General features: G+C 63.8%; 22 protein-coding genes. 15 read left to right on the forward strand and 7 right to left on the reverse strand.

The genetic code is table 11. The annotated features are described in order from the left end of the window. Window positions 1-295: 295 nt before the first annotated feature. The 8 genes from C266_RS08920 (at window position 296) to C266_RS08955 (ending at window position 9,984) form a co-directional block, all read left to right on the forward strand. Entirely contained in the window at window positions 296-883 is a 588-nt protein-coding gene (locus C266_RS08920) for an aminodeoxychorismate/anthranilate synthase component II (RefSeq protein WP_010808662.1), read from the forward strand. A 53-nt stretch (window positions 884-936) separates the two neighbouring features. Then, window positions 937-1,965, forward strand: coding sequence for an anthranilate phosphoribosyltransferase (gene trpD / locus C266_RS08925; protein WP_010808663.1), 1,029 nt, complete (start codon window positions 937-939; stop codon window positions 1,963-1,965). A gap of 70 nt (window positions 1,966-2,035) precedes the next feature. Next, window positions 2,036-2,848, forward strand: coding sequence for an indole-3-glycerol phosphate synthase TrpC (gene trpC, locus C266_RS08930; RefSeq protein ID WP_010808664.1), 813 nt, complete (start codon window positions 2,036-2,038; stop codon window positions 2,846-2,848). 141 nt (window positions 2,849-2,989) lie between these two features. After that, complete coding sequence (locus tag C266_RS08935) at window positions 2,990-3,685, forward strand: CYTH domain-containing protein (RefSeq protein ID WP_010808665.1); 696 nt, start codon at window positions 2,990-2,992, stop codon at window positions 3,683-3,685. Window positions 3,686-3,760: 75 nt separating this feature from the next. After that, window positions 3,761-4,699 (forward strand): uracil-DNA glycosylase, encoded by a 939-nt coding sequence (locus C266_RS08940; protein ID WP_010808666.1) that lies wholly within the window; start codon window positions 3,761-3,763, stop codon window positions 4,697-4,699. A gap of 335 nt (window positions 4,700-5,034) precedes the next feature. Continuing rightward, the gene (locus tag C266_RS08945) at window positions 5,035-7,308 is read left to right on the forward strand and encodes a TonB-dependent siderophore receptor (protein WP_010808667.1); all 2,274 of its coding nucleotides are present in this window, start codon (window positions 5,035-5,037) and stop codon (window positions 7,306-7,308) included. A gap of 340 nt (window positions 7,309-7,648) precedes the next feature. Beyond that, complete coding sequence (locus C266_RS08950) at window positions 7,649-8,767, forward strand: hypothetical protein (protein ID WP_010808668.1); 1,119 nt, start codon at window positions 7,649-7,651, stop codon at window positions 8,765-8,767. Further along, entirely contained in the window at window positions 8,764-9,984 is a 1,221-nt protein-coding gene (locus C266_RS08955; RefSeq protein ID WP_010808669.1) for a serine protease, read from the forward strand. The genes C266_RS08950 and C266_RS08955 overlap by 4 nt, the downstream gene beginning before the upstream one ends. Here C266_RS08955 and C266_RS08960 read toward each other — a convergent pair. Both C266_RS08960 and C266_RS08965 read right to left on the reverse strand, forming a co-directional pair. Next, on the reverse strand, window positions 9,974-10,885 hold the full coding sequence (locus tag C266_RS08960) for a pirin family protein (RefSeq protein WP_010808670.1): 912 nt from the start codon (window positions 10,883-10,885) through the stop codon (window positions 9,974-9,976). The two genes, C266_RS08955 and C266_RS08960, sit on opposite strands and share 11 nt — an antisense overlap. A 41-nt stretch (window positions 10,886-10,926) precedes the next feature. Beyond that, a complete protein-coding gene (locus tag C266_RS08965) occupies window positions 10,927-11,526 on the reverse strand; it encodes an FMN-dependent NADH-azoreductase (protein ID WP_010808671.1) in 600 nt (199 codons plus the stop codon). A gap of 215 nt (window positions 11,527-11,741) precedes the next feature. Between C266_RS08965 and C266_RS08970 the strand changes: the two genes are divergently transcribed. Further along, window positions 11,742-12,680 carry a LysR family transcriptional regulator gene (locus tag C266_RS08970; RefSeq protein WP_010808672.1) on the forward strand — a complete coding sequence of 313 codons (939 nt, stop codon included), beginning with the start codon at window positions 11,742-11,744 and terminating at the stop codon, window positions 12,678-12,680. Window positions 12,681-12,720: 40 nt separating this feature from the next. Here the strand turns inward: C266_RS08970 and C266_RS08975 are convergent, their stop codons facing one another. The 3 genes from C266_RS08975 to C266_RS08985 all read right to left on the reverse strand — a co-directional run bounded on the left by C266_RS08975 (window position 12,721) and on the right by C266_RS08985 (window position 16,635). Beyond that, the gene (locus tag C266_RS08975; protein ID WP_010808673.1) at window positions 12,721-14,517 is read right to left on the reverse strand and encodes a M61 family metallopeptidase; all 1,797 of its coding nucleotides are present in this window, start codon (window positions 14,515-14,517) and stop codon (window positions 12,721-12,723) included. A gap of 66 nt (window positions 14,518-14,583) precedes the next feature. Continuing rightward, on the reverse strand, window positions 14,584-15,348 hold the full coding sequence (locus tag C266_RS08980; RefSeq protein WP_010808674.1) for a DsbC family protein: 765 nt from the start codon (window positions 15,346-15,348) through the stop codon (window positions 14,584-14,586). 87 nt (window positions 15,349-15,435) lie between these two features. After that, window positions 15,436-16,635, reverse strand: coding sequence for a UbiH/UbiF family hydroxylase (locus tag C266_RS08985; RefSeq protein WP_010808675.1), 1,200 nt, complete (start codon window positions 16,633-16,635; stop codon window positions 15,436-15,438). Window positions 16,636-16,821: 186 nt separating this feature from the next. On the opposite strand from C266_RS08985, the gene C266_RS08990 reads away from it, so the two are divergent. After that, window positions 16,822-17,691, forward strand: coding sequence for a neutral zinc metallopeptidase (locus C266_RS08990; protein WP_010808676.1), 870 nt, complete (start codon window positions 16,822-16,824; stop codon window positions 17,689-17,691). A gap of 161 nt (window positions 17,692-17,852) precedes the next feature. After that, complete coding sequence (ychF, locus tag C266_RS08995; RefSeq protein ID WP_010808677.1) at window positions 17,853-18,947, forward strand: redox-regulated ATPase YchF; 1,095 nt, start codon at window positions 17,853-17,855, stop codon at window positions 18,945-18,947. Between the two features lie 47 nt (window positions 18,948-18,994). Here the strand turns inward: ychF and C266_RS09000 are convergent, their stop codons facing one another. Continuing rightward, window positions 18,995-19,918 carry a LysR family transcriptional regulator gene (locus C266_RS09000; RefSeq protein WP_010808678.1) on the reverse strand — a complete coding sequence of 308 codons (924 nt, stop codon included), beginning with the start codon at window positions 19,916-19,918 and terminating at the stop codon, window positions 18,995-18,997. 123 nt (window positions 19,919-20,041) lie between these two features. Between C266_RS09000 and C266_RS09005 the strand changes: the two genes are divergently transcribed. Further along, window positions 20,042-21,325 carry an MFS transporter gene (locus C266_RS09005; protein WP_010808679.1) on the forward strand — a complete coding sequence of 428 codons (1,284 nt, stop codon included), beginning with the start codon at window positions 20,042-20,044 and terminating at the stop codon, window positions 21,323-21,325. Between the two features lie 49 nt (window positions 21,326-21,374). Next, the gene (locus tag C266_RS09010) at window positions 21,375-22,877 is read left to right on the forward strand and encodes a M81 family metallopeptidase (RefSeq protein ID WP_010808680.1); all 1,503 of its coding nucleotides are present in this window, start codon (window positions 21,375-21,377) and stop codon (window positions 22,875-22,877) included. Window positions 22,878-22,940: 63 nt separating this feature from the next. On the opposite strand, the gene C266_RS09015 is transcribed toward C266_RS09010, so the two are convergent. Next, window positions 22,941-23,612, reverse strand: coding sequence for a GntR family transcriptional regulator (locus C266_RS09015; protein ID WP_010808681.1), 672 nt, complete (start codon window positions 23,610-23,612; stop codon window positions 22,941-22,943). Window positions 23,613-23,681: 69 nt separating this feature from the next. Here C266_RS09015 and C266_RS09020 point away from each other — a divergent pair, with 69 nt between their 5' ends. Together C266_RS09020 and C266_RS09025 are read left to right on the forward strand one after the other, a co-directional pair. Continuing rightward, entirely contained in the window at window positions 23,682-25,154 is a 1,473-nt protein-coding gene (locus tag C266_RS09020) for an SLC13 family permease (protein ID WP_010808682.1), read from the forward strand. Between the two features lie 386 nt (window positions 25,155-25,540). Beyond that, window positions 25,541-26,854 (forward strand): glycosyltransferase family 87 protein, encoded by a 1,314-nt coding sequence (locus tag C266_RS09025; protein ID WP_010808683.1) that lies wholly within the window; start codon window positions 25,541-25,543, stop codon window positions 26,852-26,854. Window positions 26,855-26,859 lie beyond the last annotated feature (5 nt).

The following is a 26,859-nucleotide window of genomic DNA, read 5'->3' on the forward strand; positions in this document are numbered from 1 at the left end:
ATGCCTCGTTCGCGCGCGAAACCCGACGATTACCTCCTTTTTGCGACGCTCCGCCCACGGCACCCGGCAGATGCTGCTACAATCGGCATCACCATGAAGTCGCATCAGTCTTCCTCCCTCCTCTGGTCGCCCCTGACCGCCGCCCTGCGCTGGTGGCGGTAACCCGCCACGTCTATCTCATCCCCATAGCGCCCTCCCCCGCGGATCGCGAACTCAATGTGGGGGCACGCTCAGGGGGAATTCGCAAATCTCATGCGTTCGACAATCCTTTGTCACCAGACGAACAGGGACCATCATGCTGCTGATGATCGACAACTACGACTCGTTTACCTACAACATCGTCCAGTACTTCGGTGAATTGGGCGAAGACGTGCGGGTCTTTCGTAACGACGAAATCACTCTCGACGCCATCGCGGCACTCGCCCCCGACCGTATCTGCCTCTCGCCCGGCCCAAGCTGCCCGGCCAACGCAGGTATCACGCTCGACGTGCTCAAGCGCTTCTCCGGCGAAATTCCGATTCTCGGTGTCTGCCTCGGCCATCAGGCCATCGGCGAAGCCTTCGGCGGCAAGGTCGTCCGCGCCCAGCAAATCATGCACGGCAAGGTGAGCGAGATCGAAACCACGCAACAGGGCGTGTTCGCGAATCTGCCCAGACGCTTTACCGTCACGCGCTATCACTCACTGGCGATCGAGCGCGCTTCGCTGCCCGACTGCCTCGAAGTCACCGCGTGGACGGACGACGGCGAGATCATGGGCGTGCGCCACAAGACGCTAGACGTCGAAGGCGTGCAGTTCCACCCCGAGTCGATTCTGTCGGAACACGGCCACGACGTGCTGCGCAACTTCCTGCAAGCCGCCCCGCGCGTGGCCCAAGCGGCCTGAGCCCCCCGCCACAGAAGAAACGACAGAAGAAACGACAGAAGAGAGAAACCGCAATGATTACCCCGCAAGAAGCCCTGCAGCGCACGATCGAACACCGTGAAATCTTCCACGACGAGATGCTGCACCTGATGCGCCTCATCATGAAGGGTGAGCTTTCCCCGGTCATGTCCGCCGCCATCATCACCGGCCTGCGCGTGAAGAAGGAAACCATCGGCGAAATCGCCGCCGCCGCCCAGGTCATGCGCGAGTTCGCAAATCACGTCGAGGCACCGGCCGATGAACATTTCGTCGATATCGTGGGCACCGGCGGCGACGTGTCGCATACGTTCAACATTTCCACCGCTTCGATGTTCGTCGCCGCAGGCGCCGGCGCAAAGGTCGCCAAGCACGGCAACCGCGGCGTGAGTTCGAAGTCGGGCAGCGCCGACGTGCTCGAAGCGCTCGGCGTCAACATCATGCTCTCGCCCGAACAGGTGGCCGAGTGTTTGCGCGACATCGGCATCGGCTTCATGTTCGCACCGAACCATCACCCGGCCATGAAGAACGTTGCCGCCATCCGTAAGGAAATGGGCGTGCGCACGATCTTCAATATCCTCGGACCGCTCACGAATCCGGCGGGAGCCCCCAACCAGTTGATGGGTGTGTTCCACCCCGATCTGGTCGGCATTCAGGTTCGCGTGATGGAGCGTCTGGGCGCCGAACACGTTTTGGTGGTCTACGGCAAGGACGGCATGGACGAAGTGTCGCTTGGTGCCGCCACGCTGGTCGGTGAACTCAAGGACGGCAAGGTCACCGAATACGAAATTCATCCGGAAGACTTCGGCCTGCAAATGATGAGCAACCGTAGCCTGAAGGTCGGCAGCGCCGAGGAATCGAAGACGATGCTGATCGAGGCGCTCGGGAACAAGGCAGGCACGGCACGCGAGATCGTGGCGCTCAACGCCGGTACCGCCCTGTATGCCGCCAACCGCGCGGCATCGATCGGCGACGGCATCGCGATGGCACGCGAATCGATCGCCAGCGGCGCGGCACGCGCGAAGCTCGATGCATTCGTCACGTTCACGCAGCGATACAAGGCCTGAAGTTCGACACGACCACGGCGGGCCCCGATCACGCCCGCCCCCTTCCGTAGCCCCCGATTCATCCATCGATATGTCTACCGTTCTCGACAAGATCCTGGCCGTGAAGGCCGAAGAAGTCGCAGTTGCCAAGCGTGTGCGCGACCTCGCCAGTCTGCGCCGCGATGCCGAAGCCACTGTCGGCGACAGCGCACTGCGCACGCGTGATTTCGTGGGCGCGTTGCGCACGAAGATCGACGGCGGTCTGCCCGGCGTAATCGCCGAGATCAAGAAGGCCAGCCCATCCAAGGGCGTGATTCGCGAGCACTTCGTCCCGCCCCAGATCGCCGAGTCGTATCAGCAAGGCGGCGCCGCCTGTCTGTCGGTACTGACCGACAGACAGTTCTTTCAGGGCGCGCCCGAGTATCTGAAGGCGGCGCGCGCCGCCTGCGATCTGCCCGTACTGCGCAAGGACTTCATGATCGACGCCTATCAGGTCTACGAAGCGCGCGACATGGGGGCCGACTGCATTCTGCTCATCGCCGCTGCGCTGGAACTGGCCCATATGCGCGACCTTGAAGCGCAAGCCCACGAACTGGGCATGGCGGTGCTCGTCGAAGTGCACAACGGCCGTGAACTGGACGCAGGGCTCGAGTTAAGCACGCCGCTGCTGGGCATCAACAATCGCAACCTGCACAACTTCGAAGTGTCGCTCGACACGACGCTCGGCCTGCTCAAACACATTCCGCACGATCGTCTGGTCGTCACGGAGTCGGGTATCCTGTCGCGTGACGACGTGACGCGCATGCGCGCGGCCAACGTCAATGCCTTTCTCGTCGGCGAAGCCTTCATGCGTGCGCCCGAGCCGGGCGATGCACTCGCCACGCTGTTCGACATGCCCCGCTGACGCGCTATCCCTCGTCACACAGGCGATCGATGGCACGGTGTCCCGCACGGGACACCGCCCAAGCACCGGCAAGGCACATCGCTCCTGCCCGGTGTTGCGGCGCACGGCGCGTCCGGCGTCCCCCCTCAAAGGAGCGGCCCGATGGCCATCGAACGCGAACTCAAACTTGCTCTTCCGGGCGACTTGCCCGCCGCACGCGCCGACGCGCTGATCTCCCACCTCGACCGCCTGCCCGGTGCCGAAGCCCGTGGCGAGCGTCGTCTCGTCAATCGCTACTTCGACACGCCATCGCTCGCCCTCGCCAGCGCCAAGGCCGCGCTGCGGCTGCGTTTCGTGGCACGCGACGGGCACGCCGGGCAATGGTTGCAAACGCTCAAGTCGGTCGGTGAAGCGCGCGACGGACTGCACGTTCGCCATGAATGGGAGCAGGCGGTGCAAGGCGAAGCGCTCGAACTCCCGAAACTGATCGCCGCTTGCGACGTGCCCGCCACCGCCGACCTGTTGCGCGCCGAAGGCGCGAATGTCGTCGCGCAGTTCGAGACGAATTTCGTGCGACGCCTGTGGCGCTATATCGCCGGTGACGGCACGACCGTGGAGATTGCTTTCGATCGGGGCGAGGTGGCCGTCGAGGCCGATGGCAAGCGTCATACGGCGCCGCTCATCGAAGTCGAACTGGAATTGCTCGACGCGCCGGACGACGACCGCGAAGACCAGGGTGAACACATTCTCCACGCCCTTGCACTGAATTTGCGCGACGTGTTGCCCGAGTTGCAAAGCGACAACGTGAGCAAGGCGCAACGTGGCTATCGTCTGCGGCAAACGGTACTCGGCCGCTGATCGCTGCGCGTCGCAGCCAAACATCACAGCCCCTTTCATCGCGCGCCCTTTCGGCTCATTCGACTGACCTATTGCATGACATCACGCTCACGCGCCGCGTCCCCGGCGAAACACGATGAACGGCAAGGCTCGCTGTTCGACGAACCTGCCTCGGCAGCCAGCGCAGCCGAGGCGGCATTGCCCGCGCAAACACCGCCCGCAACGTCCGACGCACTGCCACGCCGCCGCGGACGTCCGCCGAAGCCGGCCGCCGCCACCGCCAAGCCCGGCGCAGACAACGCCAACGCCGCAGGCCCGCTCAAAGGACGCGTCGAAGATCAGTTCGACGCATTGCCCAACGACTGGAAAACGCTGGTGTCGCCGTTTGTCCAGAGCGAGGCGTACGCGCCGCTATGTCATTTCGTGGACGCCGAAGTCGCCGCCGGCAAGACCGTCTACCCGGCAGACATCTTCCATGCGCTTCGCATGACGTCGCCCAAGGACGTCAAGGTCGTCATCCTCGGGCAAGATCCCTATCACGGCGACGATCACGGCATCGCGCAAGCGCATGGCATGGCATTCTCGGTGCAACGCGGCGTGCGCGTGCCGCCTTCGCTGCGCAACATCTACAAAGAAATCGAGCGCGACCTCGGCATTCCCGCCCCGTCGCACGGCAATCTCGACGCCTGGGCGAAACAGGGCGTGCTGCTGCTCAACACCACACTGACGGTGGAAGCCGCCAACGCGGCAAGTCATGCGAAGCCGTTCAAGACCGGCGGATGGCAAGCCTGTACGGACACCTTGCTCTCGGGTCTCGCCGCGCGGCAAGGTCCGCTGGTCTTTCTTCTGTGGGGAAGCCATGCGCAGGCAAAAGCGCCGTTGCTCGCCGGTCACGGCCATCTGCTGCTCGAAGCCCCGCACCCGTCCCCCCTCTCGGCGCATCGCGGCTTTCTCGGCTGCGGCCACTTCAGCGCCGCCAACACCTTCCTCGTGCAACACGGCAAGACGCCCATCGACTGGCGAGTGCCGGATTGAGCCGGCGCGGGACTCCCCGCGTTTTCTGTCGTCCCCCAATCCCCCATTCGCCCGCCTGACGCCCTGATGCGGCGACCGTGATCGTTGAGGCGATCACGGTCGCACGCGTGCCGATGCTTCGTCGCCGAGCCAATCAGGGCCTGTGCGCGTCGTCACAGTAAATTTCACACTGTGAGATACGCGGCGGCACGCACACGGTCAAGCATTTACAGAAATGTTCCGGAACATTACACTTCCGTTCCGTAATGAGAATCCATCTCATTATCAAAAACGATAACCGTGCGTTACCCGGCCTGCGAAGTGTCCGACGGTGACGCCACTGCCGGAACACACGTATGTCCACCGCTTTCCAGACGCGCCAGCGCCTGCTTGCCTCCGCCTGCGCCCTTGTGGCTGCCGGCAGCTTCACCAGCCTGAACGCTCACGCACAAACGTCCGTGTCGCCCCCGGCCGCATCGTCGGATTCGTCGGCCAATGGGCAGACGTCCGCAGCCCCGGCGGTCACGCTGCCGACCACGCAGGTCAACGACAACGCGGTGGCGTCGCCCATGCAGACGAAGACGCTGCCGTCGTACAAGTTCGTCGCCCCGCTGCGCGACACGCCCCGCTCGATTACGGTCATTCCGGAAGAGCTGATCAAGCAGACAAATGCCACGACGTTTGCCGACGCGCTAAAGACCGTGCCGGGCATCACGTTCATCGGTGGCGACGCCGCGGCGAACCCGTCGGCAGACCGCCCCGTCATTCGCGGCTTCGAATCGCGCAACTCGATCTTCGTCGACGGCATGCGCGACTCGGGCGTGCAGAATCGCGAGACGTTCGCCATCGAGAACATCAGCGTCATCAAGGGACCGGATTCGGTCTACGCCGGTCGCGGCGCCGTTGGTGGCAGCATCGACATCACCACCAAGACGCCGCGTCTGGAAGACTTCACCAACGCGAGCCTCGGCCTCGGCACCAACAGCTTCAAGCGTCTGACCATGGACGTAAACCGTCAGGTCAACGATCAGACGGCCGTGCGCCTGAACGTGATGGGTCACGACGCCGATCAGGCCGGCCGCAACAACGTCTACAGCAAGCGCTGGGGCGTAGCGCCCTCGGTGGCGTTCGGTTTGAATAGCCCGACCACCGTCACGGTCAGCTATTACCACCTGAATTCGTATGACATGCCGGACTTCAGCGCACCGTTCCGCTCGGCAGGCGGCACGCCGGACGGCGGCTTCCAGCGCAATCAGTTCTACGGCCTGAACAACCGCGACTATCGCCGTGGCCAGACCGACACCGGCGAAATCAAGGTCGAGCACCGCATCAACGACACATGGAAGATCAAGAACACGACCATGGTCGGCCGCGCCACACTCGATTACATCGCCACAAACCCGCAGTTCGTCAACGCGAACTCGAACGTCATCGCGTTGCAGGCGAAGAGCGGCAAATACGCCACCAACAGCATCGCCAACCAAACCGAACTCACGGGCAAGGCCACGCTTTTCGGCTTCGAGCACACGCTCACCGGCGGCGTCGAATTCAGCAACGAGCAAAGCCGCTACGAGGGCTACCTCGTCACGGACAGTGCGGGCAACAACATCCGTTCGACGAACTCGCTCCCACTGTGCGCCGTACCCTACAACTGCACGACCCTCGGCAACTGGAATCCGGACAACCCCTGGACCGGCAGCCTCGCGCTGAACGGCGACAAGGGCTTCCCCGGCGCAGCGACCAACACGCGTACTAACGTGGCATCGGCCTACCTGTTCGACAGCGTGAAGCTCTCGGATCGCTGGCTCGTCAACGCCGGTGCGCGCATCGATCACTTCGATGTGCACGCCGTGCAAGCCGGTGCGCCCGATCTGAAGAATATCTCGAACCTGTTCAGCTTCCAGTTGGGTGTGATTTACAAGGTCCTGCCGTCGCTGAGCCTGTATGCGTCGTATGGCACGTCGGCCAACCCGCCGGGCGCAAACAGCGGCCTGGGCGGCGGTACCGACCAACTCACGACGACGAACAACAACCTCGCGCCGGAGCGTAGCCGCAACATCGAAGTCGGGGCGAAGTGGGACGTGATCGATCAGCGTCTGTCGCTGACCGCCGCCCTGTTCCAGACGGACAAGACGAATGCGCGCGTATCGGATGGCCTCGGCGGCACGATCAACGCGGGCAGCCAACGCGTGCGCGGCGCCGAACTCGGCTGGGCCGGCAGTCTGACGAACCATTGGCGCGTATTCGGCGGTTACTCGTACCTCAATGCCATCACGACGGACGCAGGGCCGGCAGCCGCCCCGGGCTCGAATGGCCTGCCGATGGTGATGGTGCCGAAGCACAACCTGACGCTGTGGACTGACTACGAAGTCATGCCTAAATTCACCGTCGGCGCCGGCATGACGCTCTCTAGCCTCACTTACGCGTCGGTGTCGTCAACCACCCGCAAGTGGACGCCGGGTTACGCACGCTTCGACGCCATGGCAACATACCGCGTGTCGCGCGCCGTCGATCTGCAACTGAACGTGCAGAACATCTTCGACAAGAAGTACTACGCAAGCGCCTATCCGATCTACGCCACGTGGGCCCCCGGTCGCACCGCCATGCTGACGCTGAACTTCCATCAGTGATCGCCTTCGACAAACCCTGAAGACGGGGAGGCCGGCGATTGTGCCGCCTCCCCAATTTGACTTCCGCCCGCCGCACCTGCCTCCTTCCGTCCGCCGCGCGCTCATGCCGGGTTGCGCCCCGATGGGTCATAAAGCGAGACCTGATTTCAAACAACCGCTTCATTTAGGTCTCCTTCCTTGCGTGCCCATGATGCCCGTGCCATGATGGCGCCGCGATGCCGGTCAAGCGCCGTTCGAGCGCGCCGCCTCCCGGCGATCGGCAATCAAGAAAATAACGTTTTCTTCACGCAGCTTTGCCTTTTTCGTACGGGGGTTCGAGATGGCAAATCGGGGAGTCGTTGTGACCGCGGGTGTTACCGCCGCACGGTCGTTCATCGTGGTTGCCGTCATCGCCGCACTCGCGGGATGCTCTACCGTCCAGCTCCGTAGCAAAGACTCGCTGCAGGGTGCCGCCGACGGCTTCGATGCCGCGGTCAAGGCGTCTCAAGGCGCGCTGGATACCGAACTCAACTCGCGCGCGCGGGTGCGGCGCGCCGAGGCCGTCGAGTACTATGTGCAAACCCGCCGGGTCAAACCGGGCGAGGTCCGTATCCTCGACATCGACGCTGACGACGAACTGGGCTCCTTCGCCCGCTTTGTGTGCGCGGGCACCGACGACTTCGTGAGTCAACGCGCCGCCATGACCTTCGCCACCGCCTATTCCGGTGGCCTCAAACAGGTGCTCGCCGAAGGCGACGACTCGATTGGCGGGCAGTGGTCGAGATTTCAGGCGCAGCGCAAACCCATAGAAGTCCCCGGCCTGCCGGACGACACCGTGCCGAAAAACGCGGTTCGCGCGTGCGCCAACGACCTGAAAAAGCGCCTGACGGAATGGAAAGTCCGCCCTTCCACGGAAGTCAGCGCCGAGAGTATTACCGCAGTCGTGCCCGCCGCCATTGCCGCTTACAAGGCAATTGCCGCTCTTTTTCAGACCGGGCTGACGGCATACAACGATCTGGCCGCCAAGGAGCGATTCGCGAAGTACGTTCACGAATTCCATCCGAAATTCGAGACGGTGATGAACAACGACTTCAAGGCGGCGACCCTCGCAAGCGCGTGGAACCGCCGTCAGATCGTGTCGTTGCAACGCCCGTTGGCGACGTTCCGCAAACTGTTGATCACCCCGGCTAACATCACGCCTGCCGATGACGACATCCGCATCCGCGAACTCGGCATGCTGGCGAACGAACAACTCGCCGTATACGACGCCCTGCACGCCAGCCCGTCGCCGGCAGCGTTGCGCGATAAGCTCGTTGCCGCGGAACAGCAACTCGTCACGCTCGTGGACGACAAGCACGTGTCGATTTCCGATCTGGTCGCCTTCTTCAAGGAATTGAAGGATGACTTCGACAAAGCGAAGTCGCAATACGCGGCCGTCGACGCCGCAGCGCGCAACGTTCCGGAGGCATGGAAGCAATGATTCGCGTACCTCATCTGATCGCGGTGAGCCTGCTGATCTCGGGCGCCACGGGTCGCGGCATCGCGCAAACGCAAGCACCGAGCGTGGCCACGCCCGCGACGTCGCAAGCGTTGCATGAAGCGGAATCCGTCAACGTCAAGGCGCTGCTGCAAAAGCAGGATCAGGCGTTGAAAAAGGAGCAGGCGGTGCTGCTCAAAGCCTCTCAGACCTCGCTGGTCGCCGCGCGCGTGCAGGACATCGGGCAAGCGCGCGAGAACATCGCTGCCGCCGCACGCATGCTCGACGGCGAGCCGCCGCGATCGCTCAAAGATATGAAAGAGAAAACGGAGACGATCCGGGTCGTCACGCGCCCGGTCTACGGCCTATGCTCCGGCGCGCCGTGGGCGAATGAACAAATGACGGCATGGAATAGCTGGCGCGACTACATCAACGCCGTGTCGACCCCGCTGGCGGCCGTCGCCCGCAGTGTGGGCGTGATCTTCCAGTACTACCAGGCGGATGCCGGCAGCAAGCCGCGGTATATGAGCCTCGGCGCGACGGCGTTCGTCGTGGGCAAATCGCACGTCATCACCAATCGGCACGTGCTGCAGAACTACGCATATCTCGACAACACAGGGGCTTGGCGACTCTATGACAAGCAGGTGCTCATCGTGTCGTTTCCGTGGGAATACTCGAGTTGCTCCGTACGCACGACGCCGCGAGAGGTTCGCATCGTTGGCATCGAAGCCGTGGGGAGCGATGACGAGAACGATGACTACGCCATTCTGCGCACGCAAGACAATGCCCTGCCGCCCGCCGCCCCGATGGCAGCGAGATTCGATCTGACCGAGGGATCGCGCGTTGCGGTGATCGGCTATCCGTCGCGTCCGGTCAGTTGCACGGGCGCGGCGGGCGCGAACGACGACTGCACCTACCTGTCAGAACAGCAGATCGATACGATGTTCAAGCTCCCGGACAGCCAGATTCCCTTCCCGGCCGAGCGTCTCGCACCAGGCATGCTGCTGGTCAACCCCAGCCTAGATCCTCAACAGTTCTCGTACGATTCGTCGACATGGGGCGGCAACTCCGGCTCGCCCGTCGTGCGTCTGTCGGACGGCATGATCGTCGGACTGCATTACGGTGGCTACGGGGGAGACAGCGAAAGAGCGACCTACAACAACGCGATCAAGGTCGACCGCATTCGCAAGGCGCTGACGGACGCGGGCGTCACTCAGTGATGGGCGCCAGTGTGCCCATCGCGCCCTGCTGATAGCGCCGCGTGAGTGCGACGAGATCGCTCTCGTCGCGCGCCGCGAAGTTGCCGCGATAGACCACGGGCTCCGCGAGTGGCTCGCCACCGGCAAGCATCAAACGGGCACCGGCGCGTCCGGCCAGTTGCCACGCACCGGGGGGCAGCAAGATCGCTTCCGCCCCGCCACCTTCCGCACGTAAGGCGTGACCGGCAAGCGCCGCCTCGCCCTGTGCAATCAATGCCATCCAACGACGGCCATCGCACGGAATGGTCAGCGTACACACATCGTCGTCGCGCCAGTCGAGCTGCAACAACGTAGTGCGCTCACCTTCCGCACGCGCCACCTGATGCTCGTTCCACTGCCCGCAGACCAATGTCAGATCGACTGCCCCTTCGCACCAGCGTGGCATGGCGTCGGCGCGGACTACCGTTTGCGCGGGCGCCCCATGGGCGTGGCGGCCCGCACGGTTGACGATCATCCGCACGCCACGCGCTGTGGCACGTGCGTGATCAGGAAGCTCCTCGTGCACCGTGCCGCAGTTCGCCTCCAGCCAGAGCAGATCGCCCGGGCGCAGAACGTCGTCGCCACCGTGGGCATGACGGCAGCGCAACGAGGTCGTCGATTCGGGAAACAGATAGGTCGCCACGACACATCCCGCATGGGGGTGCGGAGGTATGCACGCGCCGTGACGGCGGAAGATATCGATCGACAGAAACGGGTCCGTCTCGTCGACCTGATCGAAAACGCCTGCCCCCACGGCTGCGGCACAACGGCCGAGCCGGGAAACAGGAAGCACGCGGGGAAGCACGCGCGGCATGGCGCTCGCGTCGGCATGAGCCGCCGAACGCTTCGTCTGACGCGGATGCAAGGGCGTCGGATTGACCATGGAGAGCCTGCGCGTGCGGTGAAACAGCGTTACCCGAGCGCTTACAGCGCAGCGATGGCTTCGCGAGCGTTCGCGAAACCAGCCGCTGCCGATTCCGGACCCCGTGCCAGACCTTCGGCATAGATGAACGTCACATCCGTCATGCCGAGGAAGCCGAGAATCGTCTTGACGTACGGGGTCTGGCTGTCAGCCGGGGTGTCCTTGTAGTTGCCGCCGCGTGCAAACGCCACGATCACCTTCTTGCCTTGAATCAGGCCTTCCACGCTGCCGTCTTCGCGGTAACGGAAGGTCACACGGGCACGGGTGATCCAGTCGAAGTACGCCTTGAGTTGCGTCGGCACCTGGAAGTTGTACAGCGGCACACCGAACACGACATAGTCGGCGGCCTGAATTTCGGCGATCAGTTCGTCGCTGCGCGCGATGATGGCCTTTTGCTCGGCCGAGCGCTGGTCTTCCGGCGTGAAGAACGCACCGATCACGGCTTCGTCGAGATGCGGCACGCCATCGGCCAGCAGATCACGCAGGACAACCTTGGCACCGGGGTTCTTCGAGACCAGTTGCGCCACCGTTTCGTTGGCGAGCGTGGTCGAGTTGGCGCCTTGCGAGCGGGCGGCGGAATTGATTTGCAGAATCGTGGTCATTTCAGTGGCTCCTGAGCCTGGGGGTTCGATATTCCGTGCGCACCGGCCCCCATCTCAGGAGTGCCGTGAATTGTGCGTCGGCTTGAGATGCATTCTAGTTACCCCCAAAAATGAAACAAGCCGGTAAAATCGAATTGTTTGTTCCCATTTTGGAACAATGCCTAGCCGGCCCGCTGTTCTTGCCGGACGACCCGCGTCACCGAGGAGCGCACGCGATGATTGACGATCTGAATGACATGCTGATCTTCGCGGAGGTTGTGCGCACGGGCAGTATCACGCGTGCCGGCGAGCGGCTCGATCTGCCCAAGGCAACGGTGAGCCGGCGACTGTCGCGACTGGAGATTCGTCTCGGCACGAAGCTGCTGCACAAGACAACGCGCCGCCTCGAGCTGACCGAAGTGGGCGAGGCGTACTACGAGCGTTGCCTGCCGATTCTCGAAGAAGTGGAAGAGACGCGGGACTTCGCCTCGCAATTGTCGAGCAAGCCGCGCGGACGTCTGCGGATCACCGCGCCCGGCGACTTCGCGGCACAGTGGCTGGCAGTCCCCCTCGCCACCTTCTGCGCCGCCTATCCCGAGATCACGGTGGACGTCGATCTGAGCTCACGGCATGTCGATTTGATTGCCGAGCGCGTCGATGTCGCCATCCGTGCCGGGCAACTCTCCGACTCCACGCTCGTCGCGCGGCCGCTGCTCAAGCTCACACGCAGCCTGTACGCGAGCCCGCTTTACCTGAGCGCGACGGGCTTGCCTGCCTCGCCCGACGAACTGGCGGGACATCGTTTCGTGATCCTCCAGGGCGCGCGGCGACTGTTCAACTCGGACACACTGCACAAGGGCCGCCAGCGCATGGACATTACCATGCACGGGGCAATTCAGGTCAACAGCATGGGAATGGTCAAGGAGATGGCGCTGGCGGGCAGCGGCATCGCCGCGCTCACGGACATTCTGGCCGAAGACGCCCTGCGAACGGGCCGTCTCGTGAAGGTGCTGCCGGAGTGGTCGTTGCCGGAAAGCCCGGTGCATCTGGTTACGCCGTCGCGACGCTTCCTCCCTCGCAAAACGCAGGCCTTCATCGAGCATATGCTCGCGGTCGCGAGGTCGTGTCCGGACGAGAACCGGGACCCGACGGTGCCGGGTCCGGCAGCAGACTAAACCTCGCGCACGCAGCCCGCACGCGAGGCAATATGACGCGTCAGGCCGACAGCCACTTCTCGCGGCGCTGTGCGGCGGCGCGATCGCGCGTCTCGGCGATGCGGTACTGCGAGATCTCCGGCGTGTCGAGCGTGAGGGTCGCCTCGCGCAGTTCGTCACGGCGAAAAGCGTGAACCGTCACCCGGTCGCCCGGACGATAACGGTCGAGCAGCTTGTCGATGTTGCCCGACGTCACGCGCAGACCGTCGATGGCGACGAGTGCATCGCCCGCCGACAGGCCCGCGGCTTGTGCTGCGCCACCGTCGAGCACCTGGGCAAGCGTGAGATCGTCACCGCGCTTGGCCGTCTTCGCACCAAGCGCCGGACGGCCATTCTCCGGCGTCACCGGTGCCAGCGTGAGGCCAACGCGTTCGAGCAGCGCCGCGAGCGGCAGATCGCGCGTGCCGTTGATCGCCGTGGCGAAAAATTCCGACAGATCGAGTCCCGAGACCTCCTCGAAGAACGGCTGCACAGCGTCTTCGTCGATGCCCACGGGCGAGCCGCGATAGAAGTCGCGGCCATAGCGTTGCCACAGTGCACGCATGATGTCGTCGAGCGACTTCTGGCCGTGTGTGCGTGACCGGATGGTCAGATCGAGCGCGAGCGCGACCAGCGAGCCCTTCGTGTAGTAGCTGACGAGCGCGTTCGGCGCATTTTCATCCTGACGGTAGTACTTCGTCCACGCATCGAACGAACTCTCGGCCACGGTTTGCTTGAGACGGCCGCTGCCGCGCAGCACGCTTGCCACCGTCTTCGCAACGAGGTCGTAATACGCCGCCGGATCGATCACGCCACTGCGCACGAGCATCAAATCGTCGTAATACGACGTGAAGCCTTCGAACAACCACAACAGCCGCGTGTAACTCTCCCGATCGAGCGTGTACGGCGCGAACATCGCCGGCTTGATACGCTTGACGTTCCACGTATGGAAGTATTCGTGGCTCACCAGGCCGAGAAAGCCGCGATAGGTGTCGCTCATGCTTGCCTGCCCCTGCACCGGCAGATCGTTGCGGCTGGCGAGCAAAGCCGTGGAAGCCCGGTGCTCCAGACCACCGTAGCCGTCGCCCACCGTCATCAGCAGGAAGACGTAGCGCGACATCGGCACGCGCGAACGCGAACTGGCGCCGGGTTCGAACAACCGGATCTGCGACTCGCAGATCTTCTTCATGTCGCGCAGCAGACGGTCCAGATCGAGATTCGGCACCGGGCCGGTGATCGCGACTTCGTGCGTCACGCCGCAGGCCTTGAATGTGCCGTGCACAAATGTGCCCATCTCGACCGGCGAGTCGATCAGTTCATCGTAATCGACCGCCAGATAGCGGCCGAAGTCGAGCGCTGCCGTTCCCTGCGCCGGTTCGAGCGCGGTGGCAACACGCCACGCCTTGTACGCGGCGCCGCGCGGACGCAGCACGTCGACCTCGCACGGCGCCTGTGCCTGACCTTCCACGCGCAGGAACACACTCGTGCCGTTGAAGAAGCCGTGCGTGTCGTCGAGATGCGCGGCACGCACCGATAGATCCCATGCGTACACCTCATAGGTCACGATCAGGGTGCCCTTGCAGGGTGCAGCCTGCCAGGTGTGTTTGTCGAGCTTGTCGAGCGCGACCTTTCGGCCACGGCACGTCGCGCCGATCGTCACGATATTGCGGGCGAACTCGCGCACCATGTAGCTGCCCGGAATCCACGCAGGCAAGGTGAAGCGCTGCCCTTCTGGCGCAGGACTCGAGACCGTAACCGTGACTTCGAACAGGTGGGCGGCGGGCGACTTCGGAACGATCGCGTACCGAATGGCGGGCAAGACAGACGTGGCTTTCATGACGTGGCGACTTCTTGTTATCGGAAACATCCGGCGTTGACCGGACGGTTACTTGACCGTGCTGAGTTCCTTCTCCAACTGCTCGGCGGGAACGGCACCCGGCAAGCGGCGGCCGTCCGACAGGATGATGGTCGGCGTGCCTGTCACGTTGTATTCATGACCGAGCGCCACGTTCTGCTTGACCGCGTTGTCGTCGCACTTGGCCGAAGAAGTCGGCGGCGCCTTCTTGTCGAGCATCCAGTCATGCCACGCCTTGAGCGGGTCGGAGGCACACCAGATCGCCTTCGACTTGGCGTCCGAGTCCGGGCCGAGTACCGGGTACAGGAAGGTGTAGACGGTGATGTTGTCGAGCTTCGAGTTCTTGAGCGAGTCTTCGAAGCGTTTGCAGTACGGGCAGTTCGGGTCGGAGAAGACAGCGATCTTGCGGCTGCCGTTGCCCTTCACGTACTTGATGGCGCGATCCAACGGCAACTTGGCGAAGTCGACCTTGTTCAGCACCGACTGGCGCGCTTCGGTCAGATTCTGACGCGTCTTCGTATCGATGATGTTGCCGCCGAGAATCACGTATTGCCCCTTCTCGTCGGTATACATGATCTCGCCCCCGATAGACACTTCGTAGAGCCCCGGAATCGGCGTGCGCGCCACCGACTTGATCGGGGCATCTGCGCCGAGCGTTTTCTGCACGGCAGCCTTCACGCGGTCGAGCAACGCATCGGGCTTGTTTTGCGCGACAGCGGATGTCGTGAAAATGGCGGCGCAGACGGCTGCCGAACCTAGCGTTGCGAGCGCCGTAGCGCGATAACGTTGCAACATCGAATTTCTCCAGAAGTGTGTCGAGCGAGAGGCCCGGCCGGCAGGTCCGATGTCGGACGGCATGGCCGGCGCATACGTCCAATGGGGTCAGCCCAGGGCGCGGCCAATCAGGAATTTCTTCACCAGGGGCAGCATGTTCACGCTGTCGAGCCCCGCGTTGCGAACGAACTTCGCGAGCGGGCTGCTCGTCGAAAACAGCTTGTGCAGGCCGTCCGTCGTCAGCGCCATGCTGCCGATATCCTCCTTGCGGGCTCGCTCGTAGCGACGCAATACCGCCGCATCGCCACAGTCGCGGAACGATTCGCGGGCGGCGAGCGCATCGCCGAGCGCCGCCACGTCGCGCAGACCGAGGTTCATGCCTTGCCCCGCGAGCGGATGCACCACGTGCGCCGCGTCGCCGACCAGCGCCACGCGCGGTGCGATCAGGCGCTTGGCCTGTGCCAGCACCAGCGGGAAACCCTGAGCCCGCGCTGAGACCGGTGTGAGACGGCCAAGTTCACCGCTCGAGAACGTGCCGATGCGATCGGCCAGCGCTTGAGGGTCGAGCGCGAGCAGATGTCTGGCGTGATCCTCTGCGGCCGACCAGACCAGCGACACATGCTGATCGGGCAGCGGCAGCAGCGCGATGATCTCGCCATCGTGGAACCACTGGAAGGCGGTATCGCGGTGCGCACGCTCTGCCCGGAAGTTGCACACCACGCCGAGTTGTTTGTACGGACGTACGGTGCCGTCGAGGCCCGCAGTACTGCGCACCCACGAGTGCGCACCGTCGGCACCGACCACGAGCGAGGCGCGCAGGGTCTTGCCGTCAGACAGACGCACCGAAGCGGCGGCGGCGTCGACTTCGAGCGCATCGGCGCGGGCGTCGAGCCATTGCACTTGCGGAGAGAACCGAAGCGCCGCATCGAGCGCACGTTCGAGATTCGACGATTCGGCGATCCAGGCGAGTTGCGGCACGGCGGCCTGATACGCGGAGAAGTGGAGACTGCCTCGGTCGTCGCCGAAGACTTCCATGTCGTAGACAGGATTCAGGCGCGCGGGGTCGACTGCCTGCCATACGCGCATGCGCTCGAAGAGCGCCTGCGAGCTGGCGCAGAGCGAGTAGATGCGGGCGTCCCATCGATCGCTGTCCGTGCCGCCCGTGCCGGATGCAGCAGCGGCCGGCTGGGCGAGCAGTGCGACGGACAGGCGAGCCTGCGAGAGCAGCAGGGCGGCAGCCTTGCCGACGAGACCGCCACCGACGACTACAACGTCGTGCGTTTGGCTGGAGGTTTGCGTTTGAGACATGCGGCGAATGCAGCGCCAGCGCCTGAATCGCGCGAGCCGGCTGGTTCAGAAAACGAGATGACGTATTGTCGCACGCCTGCCGCGCCTGCGACGTCCGGCCACCGGCGCGCTGCTGCGACGCAGCGTCGCGTGTCATGGCCCGGCGCTATACTTTCGCGAACATCGATTACCCACACGGAGCCCCCTATGCGTCTCGACAATGAATCCGAAAGCCAGAACGTCGAAGATCGGCGGGGCGGCGGTTTCGGTGGGCGCACCACGATCGGTATCGGCACGATTGTGGTCGCACTGGCCGCTTCGTACTTCTTCGGGATCGACCCGCGCGTCATCATTCAGAGTTCGCAGATGATTCAGGGGCAAACGCAGTCGCAGCCCCAGTCCGCCCCGAACGCCACACCGGCCAACGATCCGAAGACGGTTTTCACCCGCAAGGTGCTGGGCAATATCGAGCGCACCTGGGAAACCGTGTTCCCGCAGCAACTGAATCGTCAGTACGTGCCGCCGAAACTGGTGCTGTTCTCGGGCGAAACGCCCACGGCCTGCGGTACAGGACAAACCGCGATGGGGCCGTTCTACTGCCCCGGCGATAGCAAGGTCTACATCGATCTCGCGTTCTACGACGAGTTACGGCAGCGCTTCGGTGCGGGCGGCGACTTCGCACAGGCGTACGTGATTGCACACGAAGTGGGTCATCACATCCAGAATCTGCTGGGCATTTCAGAGAAGTTCGACGAAATTCGCCGCCGCACCAGTGAGGCGCAGGCCAACGCGCTGTCGGTGCGTCTGGAGTTGCAGGCCGATTGCTTCGCCGGGGTCTGGGCGAACAATGCGGCCAAGGCGAATCAGCAGTTGTTGGAGCCGGGCGACATCGAACAGGGCCTGAAGACAGCGGCGGCCATTGGCGACGACCGCTTGCAGCAGCAGTCGCAGGGCCGCGTGGTGCCCGAGTCGTTCACGCACGGCACGAGTGCCCAGCGGGTGTACTGGCTGCGTCAGGGGCTGCAAAACGGCGACGTGCGCAAGTGCGACACGTTCTCGGCGAAGCAACTGAGTTGAGTGCGGCGCCGGGGCCGGGGCCGCGCCCAAGGTGGATGGGGTGGGGCCAAGGGCGTTGTTGGAAGCAGAACGAGTACAATAGCGGACTTTCCGCGACGCAATCACCGACGCAACGACCGGCGAATGCAACGGCGCATATATCGGATTAGACAGGATTTAGCATGAGCCTCAAATGCGGCATCGTCGGCTTGCCCAACGTCGGCAAGTCGACCCTTTTCAACGCACTGACCAAAGCAGGCATCGCTGCCGAGAACTACCCGTTCTGCACCATCGAGCCGAACGTCGGCGTGGTGGAAGTGCCTGACCCGCGTCTGGGCAAGCTGGCCGAGATCGTCAAGCCCGAGCGCATCCTGCCGGCGACGGTCGAATTCGTGGACATCGCCGGCCTGGTGGCTGGCGCGTCGAAGGGCGAAGGGCTGGGCAACCAGTTCCTCGCCAACATCCGCGAAACGGACGCCATCACGCACGTCGTGCGCTGCTTCGAAGATGAGAACGTCATCCATGTGGCGGGCAAGGTGCACCCGATTTCGGATATCGAAGTCATCAACACCGAACTCGCGCTGGCGGATCTGGGCACCGTCGAAAAGGCGCTGCAACGCTACACGAAGGCCGCCAAGTCGGGCAACGACAAGGAAGCGGCGAAGCTCGTAGCCGTGCTCGAGAAGATCGTGCCGGTGCTCAACGAAGCGCGCCCGGTGCGCTCGCTCAAGCTCTCGGACGACGAGCAGGCGCTCATCAAGCCGTTCTGCCTGATTACGGCCAAGCCGACCATGTACGTCGCCAACGTGAAGGACGACGGCTTCGAAAACAACCCGCATCTGGACGCCGTGCGCAAGTACGCCGAATCGGAGAATGCGCCGGTGGTGGCGGTGTGTGCGGCGATCGAAGCGGAAATTGCCGACATGGAAGACGCCGACAAGGCGGAATTCCTGGCCGACATGGGCATGGAAGAACCGGGGCTGGATCGTGTGATCCGTGCGGGCTTCAAGCTGCTCGGTCTGCAGACGTACTTCACCGCGGGTGTGAAGGAAGTGCGCGCCTGGACGATCCACGTGGGCGACACCGCCCCGCAAGCCGCCGGCGTGATCCACACCGACTTCGAACGCGGCTTCATCCGCGCGCAGACCATCGCCTTCGACGACTTCATTCAGTACAAGGGTGAACAGGGCGCGAAGGAAGCTGGCAAGATGCGCGCCGAAGGCAAGGAATACGTCGTGCACGACGGCGACGTGATGAACTTCCTGTTCAACGTCTGAGTCGACACGAACATTCACAAGCGCGGCTACCGGATCCCGGCCTCCCCTCAGGAGGCCTGATCCGCCGAGAACATCAGCATTCTTTGCAGAATCCACGTCAGCAGTTCGTCGGCGGCCGCCGGCAACGGACGCCCCGACTTGACGAGCACCCGTGCCTTCGCCGCTTCGAATAGCGGGTGTGTCACGGGTAGCGCCACGAATTCGCCGGAATCGATTTCCCGATACACGGAGAATTCACCGATCAGCGTCGCCCCATTGCCGCGCGCGACAAAGTGGCGCAACACCTGAAGCGAGTTCGTCAGGAGCGTCGGCCGGATCGTCACGTTCTCCGCGAAAGCCACCATCTCTATGACCTGTCCCAGCCCGAAGGCAGGCGGCATCAGCGCCAGCGGGTAATTCAGCATCTCGTCGACCGTCACGCTGCCGCCTCGTACCGCCAGCGGATGGTGCGCATTGACGAGCAGAACAACCGGCTGCGACGACGTTGCCCGAAATTCGATGTCCTGGTGCACGGGCGGGTTATACGCCAGCCCGATGTGCGCACGGCTTTGCGCCACGTCGTCGAGCACATTGCTCACGGGCAGCACCTCGACGACCACGTCGAGCTTAGGGTACTGGGCGCAGAAGTCGGTGAGCACGTTTTCCATCAATCCGTCGATATAGCCCTCGCTGATCGCCAGCCGCACACTGCCGCGCTGTAGCCCGCGCAATGCCTGAATCCGATCTTCGAGCTGCTCCTGCTGCGACTGACAGCCCCGCCAATACTCGAGCAAATGCGCCGCCGCCTCGGTCGGCTGTACGCCCCGCGCCCTGCGTTCGAACAGCGTGGCGCCGATCTCCTCCTCCAGCAGCCGAATCTGCCGCGTAATGACCGACGCCGCCGTGTTCAGACTGTCCGCCGCCGCACGGATCGATCCGTGGGTAAGCACTTCATGGAAATACCGCAAGCGCCGTTGATTCAGTTCGCGCACCGTTCCCCTCCCCTCAACTTTCAGCGTTGCCTTGCAGGCAACGATATCTGACATTAGTTACTCTTGCTCGTCGGATTTTGGCTGTCGATGATCGGCCGAGTCAACCCACAACGGAGAACGATCTTGGCTGCCATTCCCTCCACGTTCGTCGCCGAACGCAAAGCCGCGCTATATCGCAAACTCAACTGGCGACTGCTTCCGTTCCTGCTCGCCTGCTACACCTTCGCCTTTCTCGACCGGGTGAACATCGGCTTTGCCAAGTTGCAGATGCAAAGCGATCTCGGCTTCTCCGACGCCGTGTACGGGCTCGGCGCGGGCATCTTTTTCCTCGGCTACGTGTTGTTCGAAATTCCCAGCAACCTGTTGCTGCCGAGGGTCGGTGCGCGCAAGACCATCAGCCGCATCATGGTGCTATGGGGGGCAACCTCTGCCGGCATGATGTTCGTGAATTCGGAACCCATGTTCTACACGCTGCGCTTTCTGCTCGGCGTCTTCGAAGCGGGCTTCGCGCCCGGCATGATCTTCTACCTCACCTACTGGTACGGCCGTGCACGCATGGCTCAGGTCATGGCGATCGTGATGCTTGCCGGGCCGATCGGCGGCATGTTCGGCGGGCCGCTGTCGACCTGGATCATGACCTCGTTCTCCGGCGCGCACGGTCTGGGCGGCTGGCAATGGATGTTCCTGATCGAAGGTCTGCCATGCGTGGTGTTTGGGGTGGTAGCCCTGTTCTTTCTCGACGATCGTCCCGCCGACGCGCGCTGGCTCAGCGCCGACGAGAAGCGCATGCTGGCTGCCGAAACCGATTTGCCGAGCAAGCATCACTCGTTCGCGCAGGTTCTGAGGGATCCGCGCGTCTATCTGCTGGCGCTGCCGTACTTCTGCTTTATCTGCGGCATCTACGCGGTAAGTTTCTGGCTACCGTCGATCATCAAGTCGGCCGGCGTGCGCGACACGATGCAGATCGGCCTGTACTCGTCGATTCCCTATGTCGTTGCGGCAATCGCCATGGTATTGGTCGGACGTAGTTCGGATCGCCGCGACGAGCGTCGTTTCCACGCTGCCGTCCCTGCGCTCATCGGCTCGGCAACGCTCGCCCTCGCCACCCTCTTCGGCGGCAATCTGGCGTTAGCGCTGACCTGCATGACCATTTCCACTGCCGCGATGTGGACCGCTTATACGGTGTTCTGGGCGATGCCGTCCGACTACCTGAAGGGCGACGCGGCGGCAGGCGGTATCGCGCTCATCAACACCATCGGGCTGATCGGCGGCTTCCTGAGCCCGACGATCATCGGCTGGGCGCAAGGCTTGACCGGCAGCCTGCACGCCGGCCTTTACGTCATGGTGGCGCTGCTCGCCCTCGGTGGATTCGCACTGATTGCCATGCGCGAGGCTCGCACCGCCTGATGCCAGCGCGTATGTATCGGATTTCAATCTTCAAAGAAGAGGTCTCATCTTGTCCCGTTCCTATCGCACGATCCTGATCGCGGGGTTTCAGCATGAAACCAATACCTTTGCGCCTTCGAAAGCGACTTACGAGAACTTCGAGCGCGGCGAGGGTTTTCCCATGATGGCGCGTGGCGCCGACGTGCTCGCGCTGCGTGACGTCAACATTCCCGCCGGTGGCTTTATCCGCGCAGCGGAAGCCGCCGGCCACACGCTGATACCGGTCATCTGGGCAGGCGCAAGCCCGTCGGCCCATGTGACGCGCGACGCCTTCGAGCGGATTAGCGGCGAAATCGTCGAAGCCGCCCGCACGCAGACCTTCGATGCGGTGTATCTCGATCTGCACGGGGCGATGGTCGCCGAACATGTCGACGATGGCGAAGGCGAAGTGCTTGCCCGAGTGCGTGAAGTGGTGGGGGCGCATGTGCCGATCGTCGCGTCGCTGGACCTGCATGCGAACGTCACGGAGCGGATGCTGAGCGCGGCTGACGCGCTCGTCGCTTACCGGACGTATCCTCACGTCGACATGGCGCAAACCGGTGCACGCTCGGCCGAACTGCTCGAGCGCTTGATGAAGGGAGAAACACTGCATCGCTCATCGCGGCGGTTGCCGTTTCTGATTCCGATCAATGGCATGTGCACGATGCTGGAGCCGGCACGCGGGATGTATGAACGCGTGGCGGAGGTCGAATGCGGGGAAGTGCTGTCCGCATCGTTCGCGCCGGGATTTCCCGCAGCAGATTTTCCTGAGTGCGGGCCGGTCGTATGGGCTTACGGCAGCACGGCTGACGCCGCGAATGCTGCGGTCGAGACACTGTATGCCAGCATGATCGACAACGAGCTGGAGTGGCGAGTCCCATTCCTGTCGCCAGACGATGCCGTGAGTGAAGCGATACGGTTGTCCGAAGGCGCGCCCCGTCCGGTAGTCATCGCCGACACCCAGGACAATCCCGGCGCGGGAGGCGATGCCAACACGATGGGGATGCTTCGTGCGCTCGTGCGTCACGGTGCCAAACGGGCGGCAATCGGACTGATTTGCGATCCGGAAGTTGCGGCAGCGGCACATCAGGCAGGCCTTGGCGCTCAGATCGACGTAGCGCTTGGCGGACAGTCGGGCGTGTCCGGCGATCTCGCATTCGCCGGGCGCTTCGAAGTCGTGTTTCTCTCTGACGGTCGTTGCCGGTATGACGGACCGATGATGAACGGGATGCAGGCCGACCTCGGCCCTGTTGCCTGCCTGCGCATCGACGATGTGCTAATCGCAGTGAGTTCCGGCAAAGCGCAAATGCTCGATCGAAATCTCTACCGCGTGGCAGGTATCCAGCCGGAAGAGATGAAAATCCTGGTGAACAAGAGTTCGGTGCATTTTCGGGCCGACTTCGAACCGATTGCCGAAGCGGTACTCGTCGCCAAGGCGCCCGGACCGATGACAGCCGACCCGGCCGATCTCCCATGGACGCGTCTTGCCACCGGTATCCGCACGCGCCCCGGTGGGGAAGCGTTTGTTGGCTAAAGCCAACGGCAGATCGAATCGGGCGAGGAACCCGCCACACATCCCGCCGCCATGGCGGGTTCCTCACGATCCACGATTCAGGGCCGCCCATCCTTCTCGAATGATCGTGGCGATCTGTTCGCCCGTCGCGCGATTGTGGGCTTGTACCAGCGCCACGGCGCCGGCGTCGTCGCCCGCCTCGCACAAGCGCAGCAACTCACGATGCTCCTCGTGCGAGCGCTGCGCGTTGCCCACCTTCTGCCATGTGAGGAACAGATAGCGTCCGAGGTTGAGCCGTGCCGTCGCCACGGCGCGCTGGAAGTATGGACGCTCCGCCTTCGCGTACAGCATGGCGTGAAACGCCGCGTTGCGGGTCACCATGTCCGCAAGGTCGGTCGCCGCCTCCAACGCGTCGAGTGCCGCCCGCGCCCGTGCGAGATCCGCGCGCGACAGATTCGGCATCGCCAGCGCCATCATCCGCCCCTCCAGCAGCGCGCGAAAATCCGCCAGTTCCAGCGCATCCTCCACCGTGAGCGCCGCCACCACCGTGCCACGATTGACCCGGCTCACCGCCAGCCCATCCGCCGCCAGCATCGTCAACGCCTCGCGCACCGGCACGTGACTCACGCCCAGCGCCGCCGCCAGATGGTCTTGACGCAAGGCCTCACCCGGCTTCAACTCGCCACGGCCGATCTGCTCGCGCAGCGTTTCATATGTGCGCTCCACCGCCGTGCCCGTGCCCGATTCCTGGCGCATTGACTGTCTCCCCAGTTAACTATATATAATCTTTGATAATTATATATTATTTAACGACTGGTGACGTCCATGCCTACGGTCAACCCCTCCTCGTCCGCTCGCGCGCCCGTCGCAACGGCAACTGCTGCCGACACCTTCGCGCCGCGCCACCTTTGGCGTCACGCCCTGCTCGCCGGGATCAGCGCTGCCGCCGGTCTCGGCTTATACGCCGCTGGATTGCGTGGCGACACGCTTGCCGTGGCGGTGATCGTTCTGTTCTGCCTCGGCTACTGGGCGACCGGCTGGTTACCGGATTTCCTCGTATCGCTCGCATTGATGTTCCTGCTCGCCACCTGTACGTCGCTTGGCGCGAGCGTGGTGTTCTCGGGCTTTACATCGAGCGCGTTCTGGCTGGTTTTCAGCGGCGCCGTCATCGGCATGGCACTCGGTGTCACAGGGCTCGGTGAGCGCGTCGCTTCGCGGCTCGCCGATCATTGCGGTCATGCCTACGGCATCGCGCTCGCGGGTTTCGTCACCATCGCTTTCGTCCTCGGCATCGTGATGCCGTCGACGCTTGGCCGCATCGCCATCCTCACGCCTATCGTGCTGAGTTTCTGTGAACGCATCGGACTGACGCGCGGCCGCCCTGGCCGCACCGGACTTCTGCTGGCGACCGCGCTGGCCAGTTGCGAATTGTCGACGGCCATTCTTCCCGCCAACCTGCCCAACCTCGTGATGGCCGGCACCGCCGAGACCGTGCTCGGTCTGCGACTCGGATATGGCGAGTACGCGATTGCGCTGGTGCCCGTGCTCGCCCTCGTGCGCGGTGTGGTGCTGGTGGCCGTGGCGATGCGGCTCTTTCCCGACCGGCTGACGCCCCTCGCCGAAGCCACGATGCTCGATAACGTCGATAACGTGAATAACGCCTGCACGGCGATGCGCCCCGCCGAGTGGCGCCTGCTCGCCGCGCTGGCGCTGATGCTCGGCCTTTGGCTGACGGAGCCGTGGCATCACATCGCCGCCGGGTGGGTCGGACTCGGCGTGGCGCTGCTGTGCCTCGGACCGTTGCGACTGGTGAACCCCGATGCGTTTCTGAAACAGGTGAAGCTCGCCCCACTGTGGTTCGTCGCCGCCATCATCGGGTTGACGGCCGCCGTCGATCACGCCGGACTCGCCAATGCGCTGCGCCCGGTGCTGTCCCGGCTCGATCTGGCGCAGATGTCGGGCGCGTCGGCCTATCTGGTGCTCGTCGCGCTATCGGTGGCGCTGACGTTCCTCGTTACCTCGAACGCCGCTCCCGCGCTCTACACCCCCCTGGTGCCTGCACTCGCACTCGGCGCGCCGCTCGGCGTGAAGGCGGTCTTGCTGACGCAGGCCGTCGGCATCTCTACCATCGCACTGCCTTATCAGGCGCCACCGCTCGTGTTGGCCATGGCGCTGGCCGGCATCGGCATTCGCGACGCCACCCGCTACTGTGTGGCGAGCGCGCTCATCGCGCTGGTGACGGTCGTCCCGCTGACCGCGCTCTGGTGGCAACTCATCGGTCTGCTGCGTCTTCACTGAAGCAGTGGCGCGCGACGGACTGCGGTCCATCGCCCGATCCCTTGACTGGAATTTCCCCTTCAAACGCCGGTTTGCCACATCCGCCAGGGGAATTGGGGCAGACGAGCACCGAAGCGACTTGTCTCGATCCTTTCGGAGACCGTCTCGTCTACTATGGAATCGTGCGCGCGGCGCCGGAGAATGCCTCGCGGTTCGAAGCAATCGCCCTTGCGCGCCCTGTGCATAAGGCAGCACGGCGCGCCATACAGGGAATGCCCTGCTTGAGATCGCCGTGCACGACCCGCGACAATCGCGCATAAGACAAAACAAGAAGCTACTCGCGTCACCCCATGCAGTCGCCGTAGTCGAACATCGCCGTTTTCATGCAGCCAAGGGGAGGTTCATGCATGACATCGAAGCCGTCGACCGTCGTTGAAGCGGCGCCACGCGAGCGCCGGCACTGGTCCGACGACCGCGCACGCATTCGGCTCTACAGCGGCGCCGGTCTGCTCTTCGCCATCGCCGTGAGCTTCGCCTGGTGGTATCAGCACTCGTTCCTGCCGACACCGAAGGTCGGCCCGGTCGGCCTCGACTTCCTGCCGTTCTGGGGGGCTTCGCATTTCGTGTTGCACGGGCATCCGCTCGACGCCTACAACATCGAACTGATGACCCGCGCGCAGATTGCCGAGCAACCGTGGGCCGAGAAGTTGGGCGGCGTCATGCCCTGGCTTTATCCGCCCTTCGTCATGCTTCTGCTCGCGCCGATCGCGCTGCTCCCATTCACCTACGCCTACACGGTGTATGCCTGCGTCGGCTTCGGTCTGTATTACGCAGCCCTGCGACGCACCGCCCCGTGGCGCGATGCGCGCCTGGCCACCGTCGGCTTTCCCGGCGTACTGCTGGTGATCCTGGCAGGACAGATCTCGCTCTACGTCACCGCGCTCGCGGGCTTCGCGCTCGTCATGCTACGCAAACGGCCGGTGTGGGCGGGCATTCTCACCGGGCTGCTCTTCGTCAAACCGCACATCGCCCTGCTCTTCCCGCTGGCCTTTCTCTGCGCCCGCCAATGGCGCGCGCTGGCCGCCTGCGTTGTGACGGTCATCGCGACAACGGCGCTTGCCGCTGCGGTCTTCGGCCCCGATGCCTATCCGACGTTCCTGCACGCAACGGTATTCGCGCAGCAAAGCATCGTCGACGGCACCGCACAGATCATCCGCGTGCCGACATTCTTCGTCACGGCGCGCATGCTGGGTGCACCGCCCCTGGTTGCAGCCGTCATTCACGCCGCGGTGGCACTTTGCGCCGTGGCGGCCATGATCGACTTCTGGCGGCGTCCGAGCCCATTTGCGTTGCGCGCGGCCATGCTGGTTTGCTCGACCACGCTCGTGAGCCCCTATCTCTACGACTACGACCTCACGATTCTCTCGCTCGTCATCGCCTGGTATGTGCGCGACGGCATCGCGCGCGGGTGGCTGCGCGGCGAGCGCGAATGGCTGGTCGTGTTATGGCTCACGCCGATATACGGCCTGCTCGTCGTGCAATACATCGGCTTCCAGTTCATGCCGTTCATCACGCTGGCAACGCTCGTGCTGTTGTGGCGCCGCCGTCGCCGCCTCGCGCATGTCCCCGACGTATCCGATGTGCCGGATACCCCGGACACCCCCGGCAGCGTCATCCCCCGTCGCCGCTCGCCCGTCACCGCGCCCGCGCTCACGAGGTAATCACC

The organism is Pandoraea sp. SD6-2 (assembly GCF_000389825.1).
Classification (GTDB): domain Bacteria; phylum Pseudomonadota; class Gammaproteobacteria; order Burkholderiales; family Burkholderiaceae; genus Pandoraea; species Pandoraea communis.